The sequence below is a fragment of the Streptomyces sp. NBC_00038 genome, from assembly GCF_026343635.1.
Taxonomy (GTDB): domain Bacteria; phylum Actinomycetota; class Actinomycetes; order Streptomycetales; family Streptomycetaceae; genus Streptomyces.
Genome location: NZ_JAPELQ010000001.1, coordinates 1,786,680 through 1,805,757, shown reverse-complemented (window position 1 = coordinate 1,805,757; position 19,078 = coordinate 1,786,680). Strand labels below are relative to the sequence as shown.

Below are 19,078 nucleotides of genomic sequence, written 5' to 3'. Positions count from 1 at the left end.
GAGGTGGACACCGTGGCGCACTGGCGGGCACTGATCGTCCTGGGTACCGCTCAGTTCCTGATGGTTCTCGACACATCGGTCATGAGTGTGTCGATCAGCCAGCTGGTCGAGGACTTCGACACCGAGGTCACCGCCATCCAGGCGGTCATCACGCTGTACGCGCTGGTCATGGCGGCGTTCATGATCATCGGCGGCAGGCTCGGAGACATCTTCGGGCGCCGCCGCCTCTTCTTCGTGGGCCTCGCCGTCTATGGCACGGGGTCGGCGCTGACCGCCGTGGCTCCCACCCTCTGGGTTCTCACGCTGGGCTGGTCGGTCATCGAAGGACTCGGTGCCGCGATGGTGCTGCCGGCCATGGCGGCCCTCGTGGCCGAGTCCTACCGCGGGCGGGACCGGGCCGTCGCCTACGGCGTCATCGGCGGGCTCGCCGGGGCCGGCATCGCGGTCGGCCCGCTGCTGGGCGGCTGGATGACGACGTACCTCACCTGGCGGCTGGTGTTCGCCGGTGAGGTCGTGGTCGTCATCGCCGTCCTGTGCTGCCACCGGGTGATCACGGAATCACCGCGGACCGGTCCGCACCCCCGGCTGGACGGCGTCGGCGCCGCGCTCTCGGCGGCCGGACTGGCGCTGGGCGTGCTCGGTGTGCTGCAGAGCGGCACCTGGGGATGGGTGCAGCCCCGCAACCCGCCCTTCACCGTTCTGGGCTTCGCGCCGACGCTGTTCGTCATCGGCGCCGGGGTGGCCGTACTGGCCCTCTTCGTGCACTGGGAGAAGCGGCGGGACGCCCGCGGCGACGAGCCCCTGGTCCATCTGCCACTGCTGCACAAGCCCGCGCTGCGCTCCGGACTGATGTCACTGCTGAGCCAGAACCTCATCCTGCTGGGACTGTTCTTCGCCATCCCGCTGTACTTGCAGGTGGTACAGGGTTTCGACGCGTTCCAGACCGGTCTGCGCCTGCTCCCGGTGTCCGTGACCATGCTGGCGGCCTCCATGTGCGCCGCCCGGCTGGCGCGAGTGGCCGGACCGCGCACGGTGGTCCGACTGGCTCTGGTGACCCTGGCCGGGGCCATCGTGTGGCTGCTGGCCACCATCGACCCGGTCATCGACGACGCACAGTTCGCCGGTGCCATGGCCCTGCTGGGCGTCGGCATGGGCCTGCTCGCCTCGCAGCTGGGCAACGTCGTCCAGTCCAGTGTGAGCGAGGACGAACGCAGCGAGGCCGGCGGGCTGCAGTTCACAGCCCAGAACCTCGGCTCCGCACTGGGCACCGCGCTCATCGGTTCGCTGCTCATCGGTGCTCTCGCCCAGGCCTTCACCACGCAGGTGGAGGATCACCCGGCGCTGTCGGAGGAAGCCCGTCAGCAGACCGGTGTCGCCCTCGAAGCAGGGATCACCTTCGTGCCTACCGACGAGGTGCGCTCGGCGGCCGAACAGGCCGGGCTGCCGCCGTCCGAGGTCGACGCCATCGCCGACTCCTACGCGTCGGCGCAGCTCGACGGTCTGAAGGCGGCGATCCTCGCCACCGGGGGAATCACACTCGCCAGTTTCCTGGTCACCTCGCATCTGCCGAACCGCCGGGCCGGCCGTCCGAAGGGTTCCGACACCGGCGCGCCGGCCGACACGATCGGCACGGCCGGCTGACTCCGAGGAGGGCGCGATGTCCAGGACGGAGCACGCCACCGGCCGAGCGCGCAATGTCGAGGAGCGCCGGGCCCGTGCCGACTACACCGGTGGCGTCTACGGATCCATGCTCGCCGCCTCGGTGGTGGTCGGCGCCGGGGCCCTGGGCTCCTTCCCGCGCCTGGAGCTGGTACTGCTGCTGTTGCTCACAGGCGTGGCGTTCTGGGTCGCACATGTGCACGCCCAGCTGTTCGGAGCGCGCCTGGCGGAGCACAGCCTGAACCGCCGGGTCGTGTTCGAGGTGTGCCGTGACGAGTGGCCGATCGTCAACGCGGCGGTCCCGCCCGCCCTGGCCGTGGCCGTCAGCCCCCTCCTGGGGCTCGACGTGGCGGGCGCCCTCTGGCTCGCGCTCTCCGTCGCCGTGGCGGGTCAGGTGGGCTGGTCGGCAGCCGCGGCACGGCGTGCCGGTGCCTCGTGGCGCCTGGTGGCCGTCACGGCTTCGGTGAATCTGCTGCTGGGTCTGCTGATCATCTCGTTCAAGATCTTCCTGAAGCACTGACGCAGGTGGAGCGTGTGCCGGGCGGTCTATCACCTCTACGGGGTGAGGCCGGGCGGCGCCTCGGCGGCGGAGGATCGCATGAAAGGGCGCAGCACGCCTGTCCCAGGCCTCCCGGGGGAGAGCAGCTCATGCGCTACGAGATCCGCGTCGACGGACACATGTCGGAGACGTTGACCAAAGTCTTTCCCGAACTGGACCACGTGGTCATGTCCGGTCAGACCGTCCTGTTCGGGCATGTCATCGACGAGGCGCACCTGTACGGGCTGCTGGCTCGCTGCCAGTCGCTGGGGCTACGGGTCCTGGAGATGCGCCAGTTGCCGGAGTAGCGCCATGCGGCGCTACTCCGTCCGTTTGCGGCGTGCTGCGGGGGTCAGAGACTCTCCGCGTGGATCCTGCCGGAGCGGGCGGCAGCCCCCAACGCCTCGAAGTCCCGCTCGTTCTGGTCGGCGTAGGCCTGGGCGAATTCGATGAGCGCGCGGTCGAAGCGGTCACTCCCGCCGAGGTAGGCGCCGATGGCGACGGGGTCGCCGGAGCGGGCGTGCGCCCGCGCGAGACAGGCTCCGCACACTTGCGCGAACAGGCTCAGCAGGCCGGGGTCCATGGTCTCCGGCCGCGCGATGCCCTTCCAGTCCCGCAGTTGGCGAACGTAGAAGTCCCGACCACGTCCGTCGAGGCCGATGACATGGGTCCAGCCCAGGAAGATGTCGCTGGTCGTCTGGATCAGCCGCTGTCCCGCCACCACGCGGCGGCCCTGGTTGTCGTAGGGTTCGCCGCCCGTGTGGGCGGCGAGGACCGACTCCTCTGCCTCCTTGGCCTGCAGCAGCAGGGGGTCGCCGTCGTCCCGGCCGAGCAGGAGCAGGACCCAGCAGCGGGTGCCGACACTGCCGACGCCCACCACCTTCCGGGCCATGTCGACCAGACGGTAATGGCGGAGCAGATGCCGGCGCTCCGACGACAGGGTCCGCGCGTACCCCGCCACGATGGTCTTGAGCTCCTTCTCCTCCGCGTCATCGGAGGAGTCCGTGAGCAGGTCCCGGAGCGGAGTGATCAGCGGTGGGTCCGGTGCGATGCGCCGTCCCTCGGACGTGACCCGGGTGAGCTTCGCGAAGGCCTGGAGGTGCGTGCGTGTACGGGCTCGCGACGTCGCCTCGGCCGTGCGGTGCCTGGACTCCTTGTCCATCGACGAGGCCATCAGTTCCCGCAGCCGGTCGGCGTCGTCCTGTGCGTACCAGATGTCCAGGGTGCGCATGCCGGCGAACTCCCGTATCCGCTGCCGGTAGGTCCCTACGCATGTCCGTACGATGTCGTTCTGCTCCTTGACCGAGAACCCGTTGGCCCTGCCCGCGATCGCGAAGCTGGCCGCCAGCCGTTTGACGTCCCATTCGAACGGCCCGGCGAGGGTCTCGTCGAAGTCGTTGATGTCGAAGACCAGATGACGCTCCGGCGAGGCCAGCAGCCGGAAGTTGAGCAGGTGAGCGTCTCCGCAGAGCTGCACTGTCAGGCCGGTGTTCGGGACGGGCCCGAGGTCCATGGCCATGATCGATGCCGCACCACGGTAGAAGCGGAACGGGGCCTCCAGCATGCGGCCGTAGCGGATCGGCACCAACTCCGGTACCCGCGAGTCGGATTGACTCCCTATCACCTCGACGGGGTCGGGCCGTTTCTCGTCGGCCTCGAACCAGCCGTGGCACGAACGCGAGGCCCGCTTGCGCGCGCTTCTGCCGTACGCCGCTCTCTCGGCCGGTGACAGGGAAGCCGTGAATGCGCTCGGTATGGCCATGGCTCGAACCTCCTGGACCGCTCTTTTCCCATCGTGCAGTCCTGCTGCTCCGGTGGCGACTACGGGAACCTCCCACAAGAAGACCAGGACGTCCGCCGCCGGGCCGCACGGACTTCTGCCGCCGGGCCGCACGCGAGAGACGTCCTCCGGCACCTACCTCATCGCCCCGGCGGCGGGTACGGATCACCCGCCGAGGGTGACCCGGTGGCCGACGGCGGGAGAGACGCTGACCCGGTGAGATCTCCGCACACCGCCCCGTCGGCGGTCCGGGAGCGAATCGCCCGATCACGTGAGGAGGAGCCATGACCGTGTCGCGTGGTCCGGCACCCAGTACCGGACCGGAACACATGCCCGGCGGGGCGGCCCCCGCACCTGCGAGCGACCCCGCGGACGTGCTTGCCGGACTGGGGCGCTCCTGGCAGTGGATCCTGGGTTCCGCGATCGCCACGCTCGTGCCGGGCGTCCTTGTCCTGGTCTGGCCGGACGAGACCCTGCACGTTCTGGCGGTCCTCATCGGCCTGTACCTGCTCGTGACCGGGGCTTTCCGGTTCGTAGCCGCCTTCTCCCGGGACGAGCCCGGGGAACGGCTGCCCGGGCTGCTCCTCGCGGTGCTGTCCGTCCTTGCCGGGGTGCTGTGCCTGAGGAACCCGCTGCAGACCATCGCCGCGCTCTCGCTGATCGTCGGGATCGTCTGGCTGGTGTCCGGCATCCTCACCCTTTACACCGCCATCGCCGCCAAGGACCTGCCTCACCGCGGCTTCGTCCTGGGCGGTGCGGTGATCGCCATCCTCGCGGGGATCGTGGTGCTGGCGCTGCCGACCGAGTCGGCCCGGGCCCTGACCCGGCTGCTCGGCCTCTGGCTCGTCCTGCTCGGCCTGGTCGAGGTGGCCCTCGCCTTCGCATGGCGAGCGGCACTACGCAGGTCAGGCATCGGGGGACCACACGGATCCGAAGAGACGGTCTGAGGTCCGGCGCTCGACGCCGGGGTGGTCCGTCCGATCACCCGCCTCGGGTGAGGCGCCCGGACCTTGCTGTGGTCACGCTGAAGACGGCAGAAAACGGCTGCCGGGCGAATGCCCGGGACGGAGGAAAGACATGAGTGATCAGATGTACCTCGCGTACGACTTTCCGCTGCTGAGCGTCTTCTGGTCCATGCTGTGGTTCTTCCTGTGGATCATGTGGTTCGTCCTGCTCTTCCGGATCGTCGTCGACATCTTCCGGGACGACGCGATGAGCGGCTGGGCCAAGGCCGGCTGGCTGGTGTTCGTGATCGTCCTGCCCTTCCTGGGCGTCCTCATCTACGTGATCGCCCGCGGCAAGAACATGGGCCACCGGGAGGTGGCGCAGGCACGCGCACAGCAGGAAGCCTTCGACAGCTACGTCCGGGAGACCGCCAAGGGCGGCGACGCCCGGCCCAGCAGTGCCGACGAACTCGCCAAGCTGTCCGAGATCCGCGCCCGTGGCGACATCACGGACGAAGAGTTCCGCAGGGCGAAGGAACTGGTCCTCAGCGACCACCGCCCGCCGGAACGCGCGGGTGCCGGCACCTCCGCCTCCGCTCAGTGAAGGCACCGCACGAGACTGGAACGAGGTAGCACCATGACCGCGACACACAGCGCGCATGTGCAGACGACAGGGCGGCCCTGGGCCGAAGGCCTGACGGTGTTCGCAGCCGTCATGCTCATGATCGCAGGCGTACTGGACATCCTGCGGGGCGTCATGGCGATCGCCGAGGACGACGTCTTCGTCGCGACACGCAACTACGTCTTCGAGTTCGACCTCACCAGCTGGGGCTGGATCCACCTGGTTCTGGGTGCCCTCGCCGTGATCGTCAGTTTCGGACTCTTCCAGGCGTCATTGTGGGCGCGCGTCGCCGGGGTGGCCATCGCCGGGCTCATCATCATCGCCAACTTCCTCTCCCTGCCGTACTCCCCTGTCTGGTCGATCGTGATGATCGCCTTCTCCGGGTTCATCATCTGGGCGCTGTGCGTGGTCCGGTCGGACGAGTCGGCCGACTCGTCCGAGGGCGCGCCGCACGGCGTGTGAACGAGACCTGGCGGAGAGACCCTGCCCGGGCCGTGCACCGGTGGCGGGAACCGCGGTAGCCGGAACCGCGCGGAGGGCGCGACGTGGAACGACACAGCACGGAGGAGAACCGGCCGGGAGGCCACTCCGGCACGGCCGTCGGCGACGGCCGTGCCGGATGGGCGCGTCTGGCACTGCTCGCCCTGGTGGCGAGCGTGCTGATCCCACTCGTGGCCGCCGGTCTGAGGAGCGTCCTCTGGGTGCTGGTCGGCATCGCCGGACTGGCTCTCGCCGCTGTCGGGGTGTGGTGGACCCTGGCCCACACCGGCGTGGTGCGGATGGCCGGAGTGGTCCTGTGTGTGGCCGCGCCGGTCGCGGTCCTGGCGCTGTACGCGGCGTTCGGCATCCTGGGGCCGGCCATTCTCTCCATGGTCCTCTGGATCCTGGCCACGGCGGCGGCCCGGGTCGCGACCGCGCCGGGTCACATCCCCTCCGTCGGTGAGCGCGAGCCCGCCGAGGCGCCCCACCACCCGTGGATCCTGATGAATCCGCGCTCCGGCGGCGGCAAGGTGGGACGTTTCCAGCTGGTCGACAAGGCGCGGGCAGCGGGTGCCCGTGTCGTCCTGCTCGGTGCCGGCGGTCAGGGTCCGGCCGAGCTGGCCCGGCAGGCCGTGGCCGAGGGCGCCGACCTGCTGGCGGTGGCGGGCGGAGACGGCACCCAGGCTCTGGTGGCCGAGGTGGCGGCGCGGCACGACCTGCCCTTCCTGGTGGTTCCCGCCGGCACCCGCAACCACTTCGCCCTCGACCTCGGCCTCGATCGCGACGATCCGGCCGCGGCCCTTGACGCCCTGGCGGACGGTGTCGAACTCCGCGTCGACCTCGGGTTCGCCGCCGACCGGGTGTTCGTCAACAACGCTTCCTTCGGAACGTACGCGGCTGTTGTCGGCGAGTCCGACTACCGCGACGAGAAAGTTCACACCACCTTGCGGACGCTGCCCGGACTCCTCACCGACCCGGACGCCCCCAGGCTGCGGCTGCGGGCCGGCGATGTGCGCGCCGAAGGACTGCAGGCGCTGCTCGTCAGCAACAACCCCTACCTGCGGGCCGTCGACTCGACCCGTCCGGGGCGCAGGGAGAGGCTGGACTCCGGACTGCTCGGGGTGTTGTGCGTGCGGGTCGACAACACGGCGCAGGCGGCGGGGATGCTGCGCGGCACCCGTTCCGCGAGCCTTCTGCGGCTCACCACGCGGGAGGCCGTCGTAGAAGCGGACACGGACACCGTCCCGGCAGGCATCGACGGGGAACACGTACTGCTGCCCGCACCGGTGGTGTGCCGGATCGCTCCCGGGGCGTTGCGGATCCGCGTGCCGCGCGACCGCCCGGGGACACCACTGCGCAGTTCGGGCGCCGACTGGCGGCGCGTCACGCGGCTCGCGCTCGGCCCGCCGGATGCGGGCAGGAGACGGTCTCGGCCGACGGCCTGACCCGCAGGCGGCCCGCACCTGGCCGTTCCGGTTGACGTCGAGCCCCGTGCCCATGATCAGCCTGTCGCCGTTCGGGGCGACGGCGCGGTCCACCACGTCGGTCAGGCCGGTGACCCGCTGAGGCGGGCCACCGGACGCCAGTCGGCGGAGGCTTGCCAAACGAGTGATACCGATATATCGTTGACGCATCGCGACCGATCAACGATGGAATGGAGTGATTGCGATGCGTTCCCACGGACAGGAATTCGGATACGAGCGTGGACAGGGACAAGGCGGGTCCGGCCATCGAGGTCGGGGCGGCTTCGAGGGGCGGCGCGGGGCTTTCGGGCCCTTCGGACCGGGTGGTCCCGGTGGCCCCGGCTTTGGTGGACCCGGCTTCGGCCCGGGCCCCTGGGGTGGACGTGGCGGCCGGGGCGGACCGCGGGGGAGGGCGCGGCGCGGCGACGTGCGCGCGTCGATCCTGGCTCTGCTCAAGGACCGGCCCATGCATGGTTACGAGATGATCCAGGAGATCGCCGAGCGCAGTGGCGGGGCGTGGAAGCCCAGCCCGGGTTCGGTGTACCCGACCCTCCAGCTGCTGGAGGACGAGGGCCTGATCACCAGTGCGGCCGAGGGCGGCAAGAAGCTGTTCTCGCTGACCGAGGCCGGCCGCAGTGCGGCCGACGAGGGTCCCGACGCGCCTTGGGAAGAGGCCGGGCGCGGGGTCGACTGGGAGACGCTGCACGAGATCCGGCAGGCCGGCTTCGGCCTCATGGAGGCGTTCGGCCAGGTCTGGAAGACCGGCAGCAAGGACCAGCGCGACAAGGCGCTGGCGGTCATCAACGAAGCCCGTAAGAAGCTGTACCTGATCCTCGCTGACGAGGACTGACGAGGGCCGACAGCAGCGTGCTGTCGTACCTGAAGGCGCCCCGCGGAAGCATTTCCGCGGGGCGCTTTTCCGTGTGCGGCAGTGGTGCCCTCAGGCCACCAGCCCGGCGAGCTTGCGCAGCGACTCGTCGAGAGCGGCCGTCGCCGAGTCCTTGAGCTTGCCCGCCATCAGAGAGACGGCCGCGCCCGTGAACTCCCCGTCGATCCGCACCGTCGTGGCATCGCCGTCGGGGGTCAGGGTGTAGCGCGTGCTGACGTTCACCGCCATCGGGCCCTTGCCGTGGATGGCCAGGGTGCGGGCGGGTTCCAGTTCGTCGATGGTCCAGTTGACCTCGGCGGGGAAGCCCATGAGCTTCATGTTCTCCTCGAAGGTGGCGCCGACCTCGAGTGAGGTGGGGCCGCCTTTCGGGAAGCTGGTGTGGGTCGAGTTCCACTCGCCGTACGAGGAGAAGTCCGTGAGCTGCGCCCAGACCTTCTCGGCAGGCGCCTCGATGCGTGCTTCCGCGCTGACTTCGGCCATGCGACCACCCCTTTGTGTCGGGCGCTGCGCCCGGCGCAGCTACGGTGTCGCGGAACGTAGCCTCAGGTCCGTCAACATTCAATACTGATGAACCGTCAGGAATTGTGGAGGAGGCGGCGACGACGGCCCAAGAGGCCGCCGGGTGAACGGCTGAGGGCAGGGGCCGCGCGCAGTTCAGAGCGCGCGCAGTTCAAGGCGCGCGGGGTTCAGGGCGCACGCAGTGCAAGGGGTCAGCCCAGCCGCTGTATCACCGCCGCGTCGAAAAGATCCCACGCGCGCGGGAACGGTCCTTCGTCATGGCAGTGCCACGCCTCCCAGAACAGGTCGGCGAGCAGCGCGTCCTCGGGGGCGTACACCCGGTACACGTACTGCCTGCCGTCGACCGCAGGCAGGGCCACCAGCCAGCACCTGCTCTCCATGTCCCTGAGGGACGAGCGCCGGAGTGTCGCGGTTGCGTGCCGGGCGTGAAGCAAGAGGGCGCGCGCCCCCGAGGATGAAACGGCGCGATGTCATCCGTAAGGAGGAGAACCAGCGCATCCATGCCCACCTTCTGTCGGACGCAGAAATGCTGCCCGCCGAGGATGACCCGGCTCGCAGGGACTGATGAGGTAGGGGTTGTGCAATCCCGTATCCCCCAGCAGCCCGCCGCCGAGAGCGGCCCGAACCGCGCCGAACTCGATGCCAGGCTCAGCGCCGAGCTGGCCTCGGTGGTCTCCGGTGCGCGCAGGAGGGCGCTGAGGGACGGGGACCGCCAGATCGACACGGCCCATCTGCTGCACTCCTTGCTGGAATCCGACCCCGAAGTGCGCGCGGTCTTCGACGGCGGGCCGCAGGTCGCCCGGCTGCTCGGCTACCTCGTGCAGCGCAGCATCGGCTACGGGCTGCGCTGGCAGAGCACCGTCGAGGACTCCGGTGCCGTACCGATGGTGACCGAGGCGGGCTGGTCTCCGGTGGCGGCCGGCGCCATGGAGGACGCCTGTGAGCGAGCCGTTCTACGGGGTGACCCGCAGGCCTGCGGTCTCGATCTCCTCGCGGCGGTCGTCGCCGATGGCCAGTCGCGCGCCGTTGAGGTGCTCGGGCGTGCGGGTGTCGACGCCGGAGGGCTGCTGGCGCGGATCGAGGCCGGGTTCGACGAGTACGCCGGTGGGGGCGACGCCGGGTCCTGAGTCCGGCCGACCGGTCCGTGCGTTGACGGCCGCACGCTGAGGCCGGGGAGAAGCCAGGGAGCTCACCTTCACCTCGGCTCGGCGTCCAGTCGTTGAGACAGGTGTCATCGAGGGTGACGCTCATGTCGTCGCCTGTCATCATGTCCCGGTGCATACGTCTCAGGGCAGTCAGGGCAACCGTGGGAGGGGCGTCGGCCTGGGCCTCGCGCTCGCGTCGGCGGTCGCTTTCGGCGGATCGGGTGTCGCGGCCAAGCCGTTGATCGAGGCGGGCCTGGATCCGCTCCACGTGGTGTGGCTGCGGGTCGCGGGTGCCGCGCTGGTCATGCTGCCGCTGGCCGTACGTCACCGAGCCCTGGTACGAAGCCGCCCCGCGCTGCTCGCCGGGTTCGGGCTGCTCGCCGTGGCCGGTGTGCAGGCCTGCTACTTCGCCGCCATCTCCCGGATCCCCGTCGGGGTCGCGCTGCTCGTCGAGTACCTCGCGCCGGCGCTCGTGCTCGGCTGGGTGCGGTTCGTGCAGCGCAGGCCCGTGACGCGTGCCGCGGCCCTCGGGGTCGTGCTGGCGGTCGCCGGGCTCGCCTGTGTGGTCGAGGTGTGGTCGGGGCTGAGCTTCGACGTCGTGGGGCTGCTGCTCGCGCTGGGTGCCGCCTGCTGTCAGGTCGGCTACTTCGTCCTGTCCGACCAGGGCAGCGACGCGGGCGACGAGGCGCCCGACCCGCTCGGAGTCATCGCCTACGGCCTGCTCGTCGGCGCCCTGGTGCTGACCGTCGTCGCCCGCCCCTGGAACATGGACTGGTCCGTGCTCGGGGGCACCGCGGACATGAACGGGACCGCCGTCGCCGCCTCGCTGCTCCTCGGCTGGATCGTGCTGATCGCCACCGTCGTCGCCTACGTCACCGGCGTGCTCTCCGTGCGCAGGCTCTCCCCGCAGGTCGCGGGCGTCGTGGCCTGCCTCGAAGCGGTCATCGCGACCGTCCTGGCCTGGGTGCTGCTCGGCGAGCACCTCTCGGCGCCGCAGATCGTCGGCGGCGCGGTCGTGCTGGTCGGCGCGTTCATCGCACAGTCGTCGGCGCCGGCCAAGGCTTCGGAGGGAGCGGTCGCCGGAGGGGTGAGGCAGGACGGTGCGGACGGCTCCGAAAAGGCGTTGTCGGCCCGAGGGAGCGCCGTCTAGGGTGTTGATCATGCATTCGGACGCACTCGTTCTTCCGCCTCCGGCCGCCTGAGGCGGGCCTCCGGAATCCACGCCCGGCCGATCTCCGCCGGGCGGAACGGTGCTGCCCGCAGATGAAGTCCGAGGACCCTCCCGTACGCCGGTGCCCCCGTGCACCGGCCGCGACGTGGCCCTTCCTGAACTTCTGCGTATCTGCGGAGAGAACACGTGTCGAATGCCGTTTCCGGCCTGCCCATCGGGCGAGGCCTTCTCTATCTGATCGTCGCCGGTGCCGCCTGGGGCACCGCAGGCGCGGCCGCGTCCTTGGTCTACCGGGCCAGTGACATGGGGCCGATCGCCCTTTCCTTCTGGCGCTGCGCGGGCGGACTCGTCCTGCTGCTCGCCGTGCGCCTGCCGCGCCGCCGGGTCAGGCCCGCCACGCGTGAGCCGTTCAACCGAAAGGTCCTGCGGATCGGCGTCACGGGCTTGGGTCTTGCCGTCTTCCAGACCGCCTACTTCGCCGCCGTCGAGGCGACCGGGCTTGCCGTGGCGACCGTCGTCACGCTGGGCGCCGGCCCCGTGCTCATCGCGCTCGGCGCGCGGCTGACCATGGGCGAGCGGCTCGGCGGTGGCGGGATGGCCGCCGTCGCCGGGGCGCTGGGCGGGCTCGGGGTGCTCGTACTGGGCAGTGGGGGTGCGACGGTGCGCCCCTGGGGCGTCGTCCTCGCGGTCGTGTCCGCGGCCGGGTACTCGACGATGACGCTGCTCACCCGGTGGTGGGGCCGCGACGGCCGAGCCGACGGGTCCGGCGCGACCGCGTGGATGTTCGCCGTCACCACCGTCTGCCTGCTGCCGTTCGGCCTGGCCGAGGGTCTGGTCCCGCACGCCGCCCAACCGGTGCATGTCCTGGCCCTGTTGGCGTACATCGCCGCCATTCCCACCGCGCTGGCCTACGCCCTGTTCTTCTCGGGTGCGGCGGTCATCCGTGCCGCGACCGTCTCCGTGATCATGCTCCTGGAGCCGGTGAGCGCGGCAGCACTGGCCGTTGGGCTGCTGGGTGAACGACTCACCGCGGCGACCATCGCGGGCACCTTGCTGATGCTGGGCTCCGTCGCGGGGCTCGCGGTGGCGGAGACGCGGGGCGCGGGGGCCGGCGGGCGCACGGAGCCCGAGGAGGACGCGGTGCCCGTCTGAGGCGTGGGGCGCGGGCTCGCTCGGGCCTGCGCCTCTGGGCTCGCTCGGGACGGCGGGTTTCGCCCCCTCCGCCCCTACCCATCCCATCCCCAGGGGCTCCGCCCCTTCGACCCCGCCGGGGGTGGGTTCTTCTGCTGCGGGTGGGTGGGGGCTGGTCGCGCAGTTCCCCGCGCCCCCTTCTGGGGCCCCGCCATCGGCCTGAACAGCCGCGTTCTCAAACGCCGGACGGGCTGAAGATCAGCCCCGCCTGCGCATCTGGTGCTCCCGAGCCGCCGCGTCCCCCGGTCCGCCCCGCGCGGCCAGCCCGGTCGCGATCCGCTCCTGCACTTCCGCCGGCTTATGGCTCGCGTACTTGAACTTCGCCCGTACGTCGGTCACCTCGAGGCGGAGGCCGCGGATGCCGGAGAGGAGACGGCCGTACGGAGCCTTGCCGACGGCGGCGGTCGCGGAGCCGCCGTCAGGCTGGAAGTGGCCGACCTGGCGGTTCAGCAGCTCGGCCTTCTCCTCCGGGTCGTCCACGACGTGGGCGGTGCAGCGGAGTTGGACGGCTGTGTAGAAACTCGTCGGCGTGCCGTGCTCGGGCGGTGCTTCCGGCGGGGCCTGCCAGGGGCCGGGGATGAAGGCGTAGTCGTCCACCACGGACAGCAGCACGACCGGGTTGGCTTCGAGGGCGGGCCACAGCGGGTTCGGGCGCGCCAAGTGGGTCAGGGCCTCTCCCCGTTCGGCGTCGTACGCGAAGTGCAGTGGCTGTACGTGCGGCGACTCGCCGGGCAGGCCGTTCACCGCGAGCTGCCCGAAGTCATGAGTGGCGAGCCACCGCTGCCACTCGGCCTCGTCGCGGGGTGCGTCCCAGGGGTGGATCAGCATCAGAGGGCCGTCAGGTAGTCGGGGAGCTCGATGCCGGGGGCCAGGTCGTCGGCCGGGATCGGGGCGCCGTACGCCTTGGCCAGCGGGAGGACTCCGGTCCAGTAGGGCAGGGAGAGGTCCTCGGGCTCGTCGTTCGGGCCGCCCGTGCGGACCTTCGCGGAGACCTCGTTCAGGTCGAGGCTGATCACGGCGGTGGCCGCCAGCTCCTTGGCGTTGGCGGGGCGTGAGTCCTGCGAGCGGCCGGGGACGACGTGGTCGACGAGTGCGTCCAGGGCCGTCCGCCGCTCGTCCGGGTCGGTCACCTGGTGGGCGATGCCGTGCACCACCACGGAGCGGTAGTTGATCGAGTGGTGGAAGGCGGACCGCGCCAGCACCAGGCCGTCCACGTGTGTGACGGTCAGGCAGACCGGCAGCCCGGGATCGGCCTGGCCGGTCATCCGCAGGGGGCGCGAGCCTGTCGAACCGTGCACGTAGAGGCGCTCGCCGACGCGTCCGTAGAGGGTGGGGAGCACGACCGGGGCGCCGTCTCGGACGAAGCCGAGGTGGCAGACGTAACCCTCGTCGAGTATCGAGTGCACCGACTCGTGGTCGTACGCGGCGCGCTTCGCGGATCGGGTGGGGACGGTCCGGTCGGTCGGGGCGTAGGCGGCGGGTTGCGGCGTCCCAGGCTGAGTGCTCGTCTCCGGCATTGCGTTCTCCATTGTATTAGTGCATACTGTGCTTTGTGCTAGGAGAGTATCGGATCGAAGGGCGTCGCGCAGCCGAGATTGCCGCGAGCGTCGAGCGTGCGGTGGGGTCGGGCAGGCTGGAGCCGGGGCAACTGCTTCCGCCGATGCGGGAGTTGGCAGGGCAGCTCGGAGTGAATCCCAACACCGTCGCGGCCGCCTACCGCACGCTGCGGGAGCGCGGGGTGATCGAGACCGCGGGCCGCCGGGGCAGTCGTATCCGCTCCAAGCCGGCCACGACGGGACGCGAATACATCAGGGTCGAGGTGCCGGACGGCGTACGCAATGTGGCCGACGGGAACCCTGATCGCGCGCTGCTGCCCGGCCTCGCCGAGGCGTTCGCGGCGGCGGCGGAGCGGTCGGACCGTGAACCCGTGATGTACGGGGAGGCCGCCGTCGAACCGGAGCTGGCGCGGCTGGCGCGTGCCGAACTCGACGCCGACGGCGTGCCCGACGGGCCCGTCGTCGTCACCTCCGGATCGCTCGACGCCATCGAGCGTGTGCTGGTGACCCACCTCAAGCCCGGGGACGCGGTCGCCGTCGAGGATCCCGGCTGGGGCAGTCTGCTCGACCTCGTGCCGGCGCTCGGGCTGCGCATCGTCTCCGTGGGTGTCGATGACGAGGGCCCGGTCCCCGACGACGTACGGCGCGCACTGGGGGCCGGCGCGCGGGCTCTGATCGTCACGGACCGTGCGCAGAACCCGACCGGCGCCGCCGTGAGCGCCACGCGCGCGCGTGCACTGCGTTCCGTGCTCAAGGAGTACCCGGGCACCCTGCTCATCGAGGACGACCACGGACACCGGATCGTCGACCTGCCGCTGCACCCGCTGGCCGGCACGACCCGCCACTGGGTCCTGGTCCGCTCCGTCGCCAAGGCGTACGGGCCCGACCTGCGGCTCGCCGTTCTCACCGGGGACGCCGTCACCGTCGACCGCGTTCACGGGCGGCAGCGGCTGGGCCCCGGCTGGGTCAGCCACCTGTTGCAACGCGCGGTCGTCCACCTGTGGACCAGCGGCGCGGTGGACGCACAGGCCGTGGCGGCGTCGTACGAGCGGCGGCGCGATGCGCTGATCGGCGCTCTCGGGGAGCGGGGCATCGCGGCGTACGGGCGCAGTGGCATGAACGTGTGGATTCCCGTCCCGGACGAGACCGGGGCGGTCGCGCGGCTGCTGCACGCCGGCTGGGCCGTCGCGCCCGGGGCCCGCTTCCGGATGAGTGCGCCGCCCGGTCTGCGGATCACCGTCTCGTCCCTCACGCCGGGCGACATCGAGCCGTTGGCGGACGCGGTCGCCGCCGCCGTCGGCCCGGCGCCCGCACGCCACTACGTATGAGTCATCGCCACTGAGTCACCGCCACGGCGTATGAGTCATCGGCGCCCCTTGGCCTGGGTGAGCGCCGCGCCCGCCAGGATGATCGCCGCGCCGACCGGTGTCGACCAGGCCAGCGACTCGCCGAGGATCGCCACACCGGCGCCGGTGGCGATGACCGGGATGAAGTACGTGACCATCTGGGCCGTCGTCGGGCCGACCTCGGCGACCAGGCCGTACTGGATGAGAAGGGCGAGGCCCGTGCCGAGGGTGCCCAGGGCGGCGATCGCGAGCAACGGGACGAGCGGGAAGTGGTCCGGCAGGGAGGTGAACAGCGGTGTGACGAGGGCGAGTTGGACGCTGGCCAGCAGCAACTGCGCGCCGGTCATCGACAGGTGCGAGTGGCCGGAGCCGGCCAGCGTGCGGCGGACGTAGATCCAGCCGATCGGATAGCTCAGCGAGGCCATCAGGGCCATCACCGTGCCCGTGGCGTCCAGGCCGTGGAAGCCCTGCCAGGCACCGAGGACCGTCAGGACGCCCAGGAAGCCGATGCCGAGCCCCGCGACCCTGCGCCTGGTCGGCCGGTCCTCGGAGAGTGCGACCAGCGACAGTGCCATGCCCCACAGCGGCGAAGTCGCGTTGCAGATGCCCGCGAGCGTGGAGGGGATCGTCAGCTCGGAGTAAGCGAAGAGGGAGAACGGCAGCGCGTTGAGCAGGAAGGCCGCGACCGTGAGATGCGCCCAGGTCCGTGCGCCGCGCGGCAGCCGCTCCCGCTTCAGGGCCATCGCGGCCGCGAGCACCGCGGTCCCGAACACCAGCCGGCCGAGCGTGACCTGGAACGGCGCGTAGCCCTGCGTACCGACCTTGATGAGCAGGAAGCTGAAGCCCCAGATCAGGGAGAGGACACCGAAACGGATCCGCCAGTCCAGGGCGGTGCGGCGGCGGGGGAGCGCGTCGGTCGGGGTGGCGGTGCGAGGAGTGGCGGCGGTGGTCATGGCCCAACGATGAGGCAGAACGATCTCGTAGTACAAGCGAGATTTCTGGACCGATATCTCGTAGCATTGCTTACATGTTGAATCTGGAGCGCCTGCGTACCCTCGACGCCCTCGCCCGGCACGGCTCGGTGAGCGGCGCGGCCGACGGACTGCACGTCACCACGTCGGCCGTCTCCCAGCAGATGTCCAAGCTGGAGCGAGAGGTGGGGCAGCAGCTGCTCGCCAAGAACGGGCGGGGCGTGCGCCTCACCGACGCAGGGCGGCTGCTCGCCGACCATGCCGCGCGGATCCTGTCCCAGGTCGAACTCGCCCAGTCCGACCTGGAGGCGCAGCGGGGGCAAGTGGTGGGCGAGCTGCGGCTGTCCGCGTTCCCCACGGCCGCGCGGGGGCTCTTTCCCACCGCGCTCGCCGCGCTCCGCGCCGATCATCCCGGGCTGCGGCTGCGTTCCTGCGAGCTGGAGCCGGAGGCCGGAGTCGCCGGGGTGGTGCGCGGCGATCTCGATCTGGCGGTCGTGCTCGACTGGTACAACAAGCCGATGCCGCTGCCCGACGGCCTGGTGAAGGCGGCGATCCTCGACGACCCGGCCGATGTGGCGATGCCGGTCGGACACCGGCTCGCGGGCCGCGCGGAGGTGGACCTCGGCGAGTTCGCCGACGACGAGTGGATCACCTGGGGCGAGGGCGAGTTCTGCCACGAGTGGCTGATGTTCACGCTGCGTTCCAAGGGCGTCGAGCCGCACATCGGCCATCGCGCCGCGGAGACGCACACACAGCTGGGGCTGGTCGCCGCGGGGCTCGGGGTGTGCGTGGCGCCGCTGCTCGGGCGCCATCCGATGCCCGAGGGAGTCGTCACGGTGCCGTTGCGGCAGCGGGTGCGGCGACATGTCTACGTCGTGTGGCGGGCGGACGCCGACCGCCGCCCCTCCATCAGGGCGGCGGTCGAGGCTTTGCGCAGAGCCGGGAAAGCGGTCGCCTGAGCGGGCAGGTCCTACTGCTGCGGCAGCTTCCGGAAGTCCCACGAGGCGATCGACGTCGGCGTCAGCCGCGCCCACGCGTGGCGGCCGTCGTGCGGCATCTCCTCCAGGCTGAAGTTCTTGCGTGCGAACAGGGTCTCCGGGACGTCGAGTTCGGCGCGCAGTTCCCCGGTGCGGGGGATCTCGCCCACGAAGTCCACCGTGCCGGCCAGCTCGACGCCCCGCAGCTCCCCGTACTCCTCGCCGGTGTCGATCACCACGGCGATCCGCGGATCGCGGCGCAGCTCCGCCCAACGCTTGCTGCGCACCACGGAGTACAGCCACAGGGAGGTGCCGTCCCAGGCGAACCAGAGGGCGCTCACATGCGGAACACCGTCCTTCGACACGGTCGCGACGCGGCAGGTGCGCTGGGTGGTGAGGAACTCGTCCAGCTCGCCGGGTGTCATCATGATTCTCCGACCCCTGCGCTGAGTTACGGCCATGCGGTCCCCTCTTCCCCTACGTCGACAGAGATCCTCTGACATCGCGTCAGAAAAGCATGGGGCGTCTTCCGTCCCCACGCAATGGTCGCTACGCTCGCCCGCCCCGACCCTCGACGACAAGGGGCAGCCATGCCGTCGTACGAACAGCTCAGTGAACTCCTCGACCCCGCCACCACGGTACTGCTCACCGTCGAGTGCCAGCAGGGAGTCGTGGGACAGGACAGCGCGCTGCCCGAACTCGCCAAGGAGGCACGGTCGTCGGGAGCATTGGCGAACGTCGCGAGGCTGGTCGCCGCCGCGCACGAGAGCGGGGTGCAGGTGATCCACGCGATCGCCGAGCGCCGCCCGGACGGCCGGGGCGCCAATCGCAACGCCAGGCTGTTCCGCGCGGCCGAGCGGCTCCCCGTACAGCAGCTGACGGGGACGACGGCGGTGCGGGTCGTGCCGCCCATCGAGGTCGCCGAAGAGGACTTCGTCGTACGGCGTCTGCACGGACTGTCGCCGATCACGGGCACCGATGTCGACGCGCTGCTGCGCAATCTGGGCTGCCGCACCCTCGTGGTGACCGGTGTCTCGGCCAACGTCGCCATCCCCAACACCGTGTTCGACGCCGTGAACCGCGGCTACACGGCGGTGGTGCCCGCGGACGCGATCGCCGGGGTGCCCTCCGACTACACCGCCGCGATGATCCGCAACACCCTTGCCCTGGTCGCCACGATCACGTCGACCGACGACGTGCTGGCCGTCCTCAAGCGGCCGCGGCGCGTTCCGCGGGCTTGATCCCGGTCCCGTTCACGCCAGCGTGATCGAGTCCCCGTCCACCGTGATGCTCGCGGCGGCCAGGGGCTGCGTCGCCGGGCCCTTCGTCACGCTGCCGTCCTCCGCGGAGAACTGGCTGTTGTGGCAGGGACAGGTGATGACGTTGTTGGCGATGCCCTTCACGGCACAGCCCTGGTGGGTGCACTTGGAGGAGAAGGCCTTGTATGTGCCCGCCGCCGGCTGGGTCACCACCACACCCTCGGCCTCGAAGACCTTGCCGCCGCCCTCGGGGATGTCCGAGGTCTTCGCGAGTACGGTGCCCCCGCCGGCCGAGGCGGTGTCGTCCCCGGCGGCGCCCCCACTGCTGTTGTCCTGCACGTCCGAGGAGGCGGAGGAGTCGTCCTCCGACCCGCAGGCGGTCAGCGCGACGGCGATTCCCGCCGCGCCGACCGCCGCCACGACTGTGCGGCGGGACGGTGCCGATACGGGTTTGAGTGATCCGCTGGTCATGCTGACTTTCCCTTCACCGTACGTAATGTCGATCCGTACAGGAGTACGGCCCGGCCGCGGGCGCTGTTCAGGTCGAGCGCGCATCTTGATGCGATCG

The 19,078-nt window shown here is 70.9% G+C and carries 22 protein-coding genes; 14 read left to right on the top strand and 8 right to left on the bottom strand.

Features of this window, described 5'->3' with window-relative positions; all coding sequences use genetic code 11:
* Positions 1–12 precede the first annotated feature (12 nt).
* From OG219_RS08460 to OG219_RS08450, 3 genes are all read left to right on the top strand, one after another.
* Entirely contained in the window at positions 13–1,641 is a 1,629-nt protein-coding gene (locus OG219_RS08460; protein WP_266824489.1) for an MFS transporter, read from the top strand.
* A gap of 16 nt (positions 1,642–1,657) precedes the next feature.
* Entirely contained in the window at positions 1,658–2,179 is a 522-nt protein-coding gene (locus tag OG219_RS08455; protein WP_266824487.1) for a hypothetical protein, read from the top strand.
* A 128-nt stretch (positions 2,180–2,307) separates the two neighbouring features.
* Positions 2,308–2,505: a hypothetical protein gene (locus OG219_RS08450; protein ID WP_266824485.1), complete on the top strand. Its 198-nt coding sequence runs from the start codon at positions 2,308–2,310 to the stop codon at positions 2,503–2,505.
* 44 nt (positions 2,506–2,549) lie between these two features.
* On the opposite strand, the gene OG219_RS08445 is transcribed toward OG219_RS08450, so the two are convergent.
* Positions 2,550–3,959, bottom strand: a complete 1,410-nt coding sequence (locus tag OG219_RS08445; RefSeq protein WP_266824482.1) for a DUF2252 domain-containing protein — start codon at positions 3,957–3,959, stop codon at positions 2,550–2,552.
* A gap of 302 nt (positions 3,960–4,261) precedes the next feature.
* Between OG219_RS08445 and OG219_RS08440 the strand changes: the two genes are divergently transcribed.
* The 5 genes from OG219_RS08440 (at position 4,262) to OG219_RS08420 (ending at position 8,336) form a co-directional block, all read left to right on the top strand.
* Positions 4,262–4,924 (top strand): HdeD family acid-resistance protein, encoded by a 663-nt coding sequence (locus tag OG219_RS08440; RefSeq protein WP_266824480.1) that lies wholly within the window; start codon positions 4,262–4,264, stop codon positions 4,922–4,924.
* Between the two features lie 130 nt (positions 4,925–5,054).
* On the top strand, positions 5,055–5,525 hold the full coding sequence (locus OG219_RS08435) for an SHOCT domain-containing protein (RefSeq protein WP_266824478.1): 471 nt from the start codon (positions 5,055–5,057) through the stop codon (positions 5,523–5,525).
* 33 nt (positions 5,526–5,558) lie between these two features.
* Entirely contained in the window at positions 5,559–6,005 is a 447-nt protein-coding gene (locus OG219_RS08430; protein WP_266824476.1) for a hypothetical protein, read from the top strand.
* A gap of 167 nt (positions 6,006–6,172) precedes the next feature.
* Entirely contained in the window at positions 6,173–7,468 is a 1,296-nt protein-coding gene (locus OG219_RS08425; RefSeq protein ID WP_266836038.1) for a diacylglycerol kinase family protein, read from the top strand.
* Positions 7,469–7,691: 223 nt separating this feature from the next.
* Entirely contained in the window at positions 7,692–8,336 is a 645-nt protein-coding gene (locus OG219_RS08420; protein WP_266824474.1) for a PadR family transcriptional regulator, read from the top strand.
* Between the two features lie 90 nt (positions 8,337–8,426).
* Here OG219_RS08420 and OG219_RS08415 read toward each other — a convergent pair whose 3' ends face one another.
* Positions 8,427–8,855, bottom strand: a complete 429-nt coding sequence (locus OG219_RS08415; protein ID WP_266824472.1) for an SRPBCC family protein — start codon at positions 8,853–8,855, stop codon at positions 8,427–8,429.
* Positions 8,856–9,085: 230 nt separating this feature from the next.
* On the bottom strand, positions 9,086–9,274 hold the full coding sequence (locus OG219_RS08410; protein ID WP_266468038.1) for a hypothetical protein: 189 nt from the start codon (positions 9,272–9,274) through the stop codon (positions 9,086–9,088).
* Positions 9,275–9,472: 198 nt separating this feature from the next.
* Between OG219_RS08410 and OG219_RS08405 the strand changes: the two genes are divergently transcribed.
* The 3 genes from OG219_RS08405 (at position 9,473) to OG219_RS08395 (ending at position 12,362) form a co-directional block, all read left to right on the top strand.
* Positions 9,473–10,021 (top strand): Clp protease N-terminal domain-containing protein, encoded by a 549-nt coding sequence (locus tag OG219_RS08405; protein WP_266824470.1) that lies wholly within the window; start codon positions 9,473–9,475, stop codon positions 10,019–10,021.
* Positions 10,022–10,169: 148 nt separating this feature from the next.
* Complete coding sequence (locus tag OG219_RS08400) at positions 10,170–11,189, top strand: DMT family transporter (protein ID WP_266824468.1); 1,020 nt, start codon at positions 10,170–10,172, stop codon at positions 11,187–11,189.
* Between the two features lie 207 nt (positions 11,190–11,396).
* Positions 11,397–12,362 carry a DMT family transporter gene (locus tag OG219_RS08395; protein WP_266824466.1) on the top strand — a complete coding sequence of 322 codons (966 nt, stop codon included), beginning with the start codon at positions 11,397–11,399 and terminating at the stop codon, positions 12,360–12,362.
* A gap of 237 nt (positions 12,363–12,599) precedes the next feature.
* On the opposite strand, the gene OG219_RS08390 is transcribed toward OG219_RS08395, so the two are convergent.
* Both OG219_RS08390 and OG219_RS08385 read right to left on the bottom strand, forming a co-directional pair.
* Positions 12,600–13,229 (bottom strand): FMN-binding negative transcriptional regulator, encoded by a 630-nt coding sequence (locus OG219_RS08390; protein WP_266824464.1) that lies wholly within the window; start codon positions 13,227–13,229, stop codon positions 12,600–12,602.
* Positions 13,229–13,918: a pyridoxamine 5'-phosphate oxidase family protein gene (locus tag OG219_RS08385; protein ID WP_266824462.1), complete on the bottom strand. Its 690-nt coding sequence runs from the start codon at positions 13,916–13,918 to the stop codon at positions 13,229–13,231. The genes OG219_RS08390 and OG219_RS08385 overlap by 1 nt, the downstream gene beginning before the upstream one ends.
* 35 nt (positions 13,919–13,953) lie before the next feature.
* Between OG219_RS08385 and OG219_RS08380 the strand changes: the two genes are divergently transcribed.
* Positions 13,954–15,285: an aminotransferase class I/II-fold pyridoxal phosphate-dependent enzyme gene (locus tag OG219_RS08380; RefSeq protein WP_266824460.1), complete on the top strand. Its 1,332-nt coding sequence runs from the start codon at positions 13,954–13,956 to the stop codon at positions 15,283–15,285.
* A gap of 35 nt (positions 15,286–15,320) precedes the next feature.
* On the opposite strand, the gene OG219_RS08375 is transcribed toward OG219_RS08380, so the two are convergent.
* Positions 15,321–16,256: a DMT family transporter gene (locus OG219_RS08375; RefSeq protein ID WP_266824459.1), complete on the bottom strand. Its 936-nt coding sequence runs from the start codon at positions 16,254–16,256 to the stop codon at positions 15,321–15,323.
* A 74-nt stretch (positions 16,257–16,330) separates the two neighbouring features.
* Here OG219_RS08375 and OG219_RS08370 point away from each other — a divergent pair, with 74 nt between their 5' ends.
* Positions 16,331–17,233: a LysR family transcriptional regulator gene (locus tag OG219_RS08370; RefSeq protein WP_266824458.1), complete on the top strand. Its 903-nt coding sequence runs from the start codon at positions 16,331–16,333 to the stop codon at positions 17,231–17,233.
* Between the two features lie 11 nt (positions 17,234–17,244).
* On the opposite strand, the gene OG219_RS08365 is transcribed toward OG219_RS08370, so the two are convergent.
* A complete protein-coding gene (locus tag OG219_RS08365; protein WP_266824456.1) occupies positions 17,245–17,712 on the bottom strand; it encodes a pyridoxamine 5'-phosphate oxidase family protein in 468 nt (155 codons plus the stop codon).
* A 129-nt stretch (positions 17,713–17,841) separates the two neighbouring features.
* Here OG219_RS08365 and OG219_RS08360 point away from each other — a divergent pair, with 129 nt between their 5' ends.
* On the top strand, positions 17,842–18,492 hold the full coding sequence (locus OG219_RS08360; protein ID WP_266824454.1) for a cysteine hydrolase: 651 nt from the start codon (positions 17,842–17,844) through the stop codon (positions 18,490–18,492).
* A 12-nt stretch (positions 18,493–18,504) separates the two neighbouring features.
* Here the strand turns inward: OG219_RS08360 and OG219_RS08355 are convergent, their stop codons facing one another.
* Positions 18,505–18,981, bottom strand: coding sequence for a Rieske (2Fe-2S) protein (locus OG219_RS08355; RefSeq protein WP_266824452.1), 477 nt, complete (start codon positions 18,979–18,981; stop codon positions 18,505–18,507).
* Positions 18,982–19,078 lie beyond the last annotated feature (97 nt).

Bases quoted from the DNA above. Each gene is read 5' to 3' on its own strand.
- OG219_RS08455 (WP_266824487.1), top strand. From the start codon at position 1,658: ATGTCCAGGACGGAGCACGCCACCGGCCGAGCGCGCAATGTCGAGGAG.
- OG219_RS08450 (WP_266824485.1), top strand. From the start codon at position 2,308: ATGCGCTACGAGATCCGCGTCGACGGACACATGTCGGAGACGTTGACC.
- OG219_RS08445 (WP_266824482.1), bottom strand. From the start codon at position 3,959: ATGGCCATACCGAGCGCATTCACGGCTTCCCTGTCACCGGCCGAGAGA.
- OG219_RS08440 (WP_266824480.1), top strand. From the start codon at position 4,262: ATGACCGTGTCGCGTGGTCCGGCACCCAGTACCGGACCGGAACACATG.
- OG219_RS08435 (WP_266824478.1), top strand. From the start codon at position 5,055: ATGAGTGATCAGATGTACCTCGCGTACGACTTTCCGCTGCTGAGCGTC.
- OG219_RS08430 (WP_266824476.1), top strand. From the start codon at position 5,559: ATGACCGCGACACACAGCGCGCATGTGCAGACGACAGGGCGGCCCTGG.
- OG219_RS08420 (WP_266824474.1), top strand. From the start codon at position 7,692: ATGCGTTCCCACGGACAGGAATTCGGATACGAGCGTGGACAGGGACAA.
- OG219_RS08415 (WP_266824472.1), bottom strand. From the start codon at position 8,855: ATGGCCGAAGTCAGCGCGGAAGCACGCATCGAGGCGCCTGCCGAGAAG.
- OG219_RS08410 (WP_266468038.1), bottom strand. From the start codon at position 9,274: ATGGAGAGCAGGTGCTGGCTGGTGGCCCTGCCTGCGGTCGACGGCAGG.
- OG219_RS08390 (WP_266824464.1), bottom strand. From the start codon at position 13,229: ATGCTGATCCACCCCTGGGACGCACCCCGCGACGAGGCCGAGTGGCAG.
- OG219_RS08385 (WP_266824462.1), bottom strand. From the start codon at position 13,918: ATGCCGGAGACGAGCACTCAGCCTGGGACGCCGCAACCCGCCGCCTAC.
- OG219_RS08375 (WP_266824459.1), bottom strand. From the start codon at position 16,256: ATGACCACCGCCGCCACTCCTCGCACCGCCACCCCGACCGACGCGCTC.
- OG219_RS08370 (WP_266824458.1), top strand. From the start codon at position 16,331: ATGTTGAATCTGGAGCGCCTGCGTACCCTCGACGCCCTCGCCCGGCAC.
- OG219_RS08365 (WP_266824456.1), bottom strand. From the start codon at position 17,712: ATGGCCGTAACTCAGCGCAGGGGTCGGAGAATCATGATGACACCCGGC.
- OG219_RS08360 (WP_266824454.1), top strand. From the start codon at position 17,842: ATGCCGTCGTACGAACAGCTCAGTGAACTCCTCGACCCCGCCACCACG.
- OG219_RS08355 (WP_266824452.1), bottom strand. From the start codon at position 18,981: ATGACCAGCGGATCACTCAAACCCGTATCGGCACCGTCCCGCCGCACA.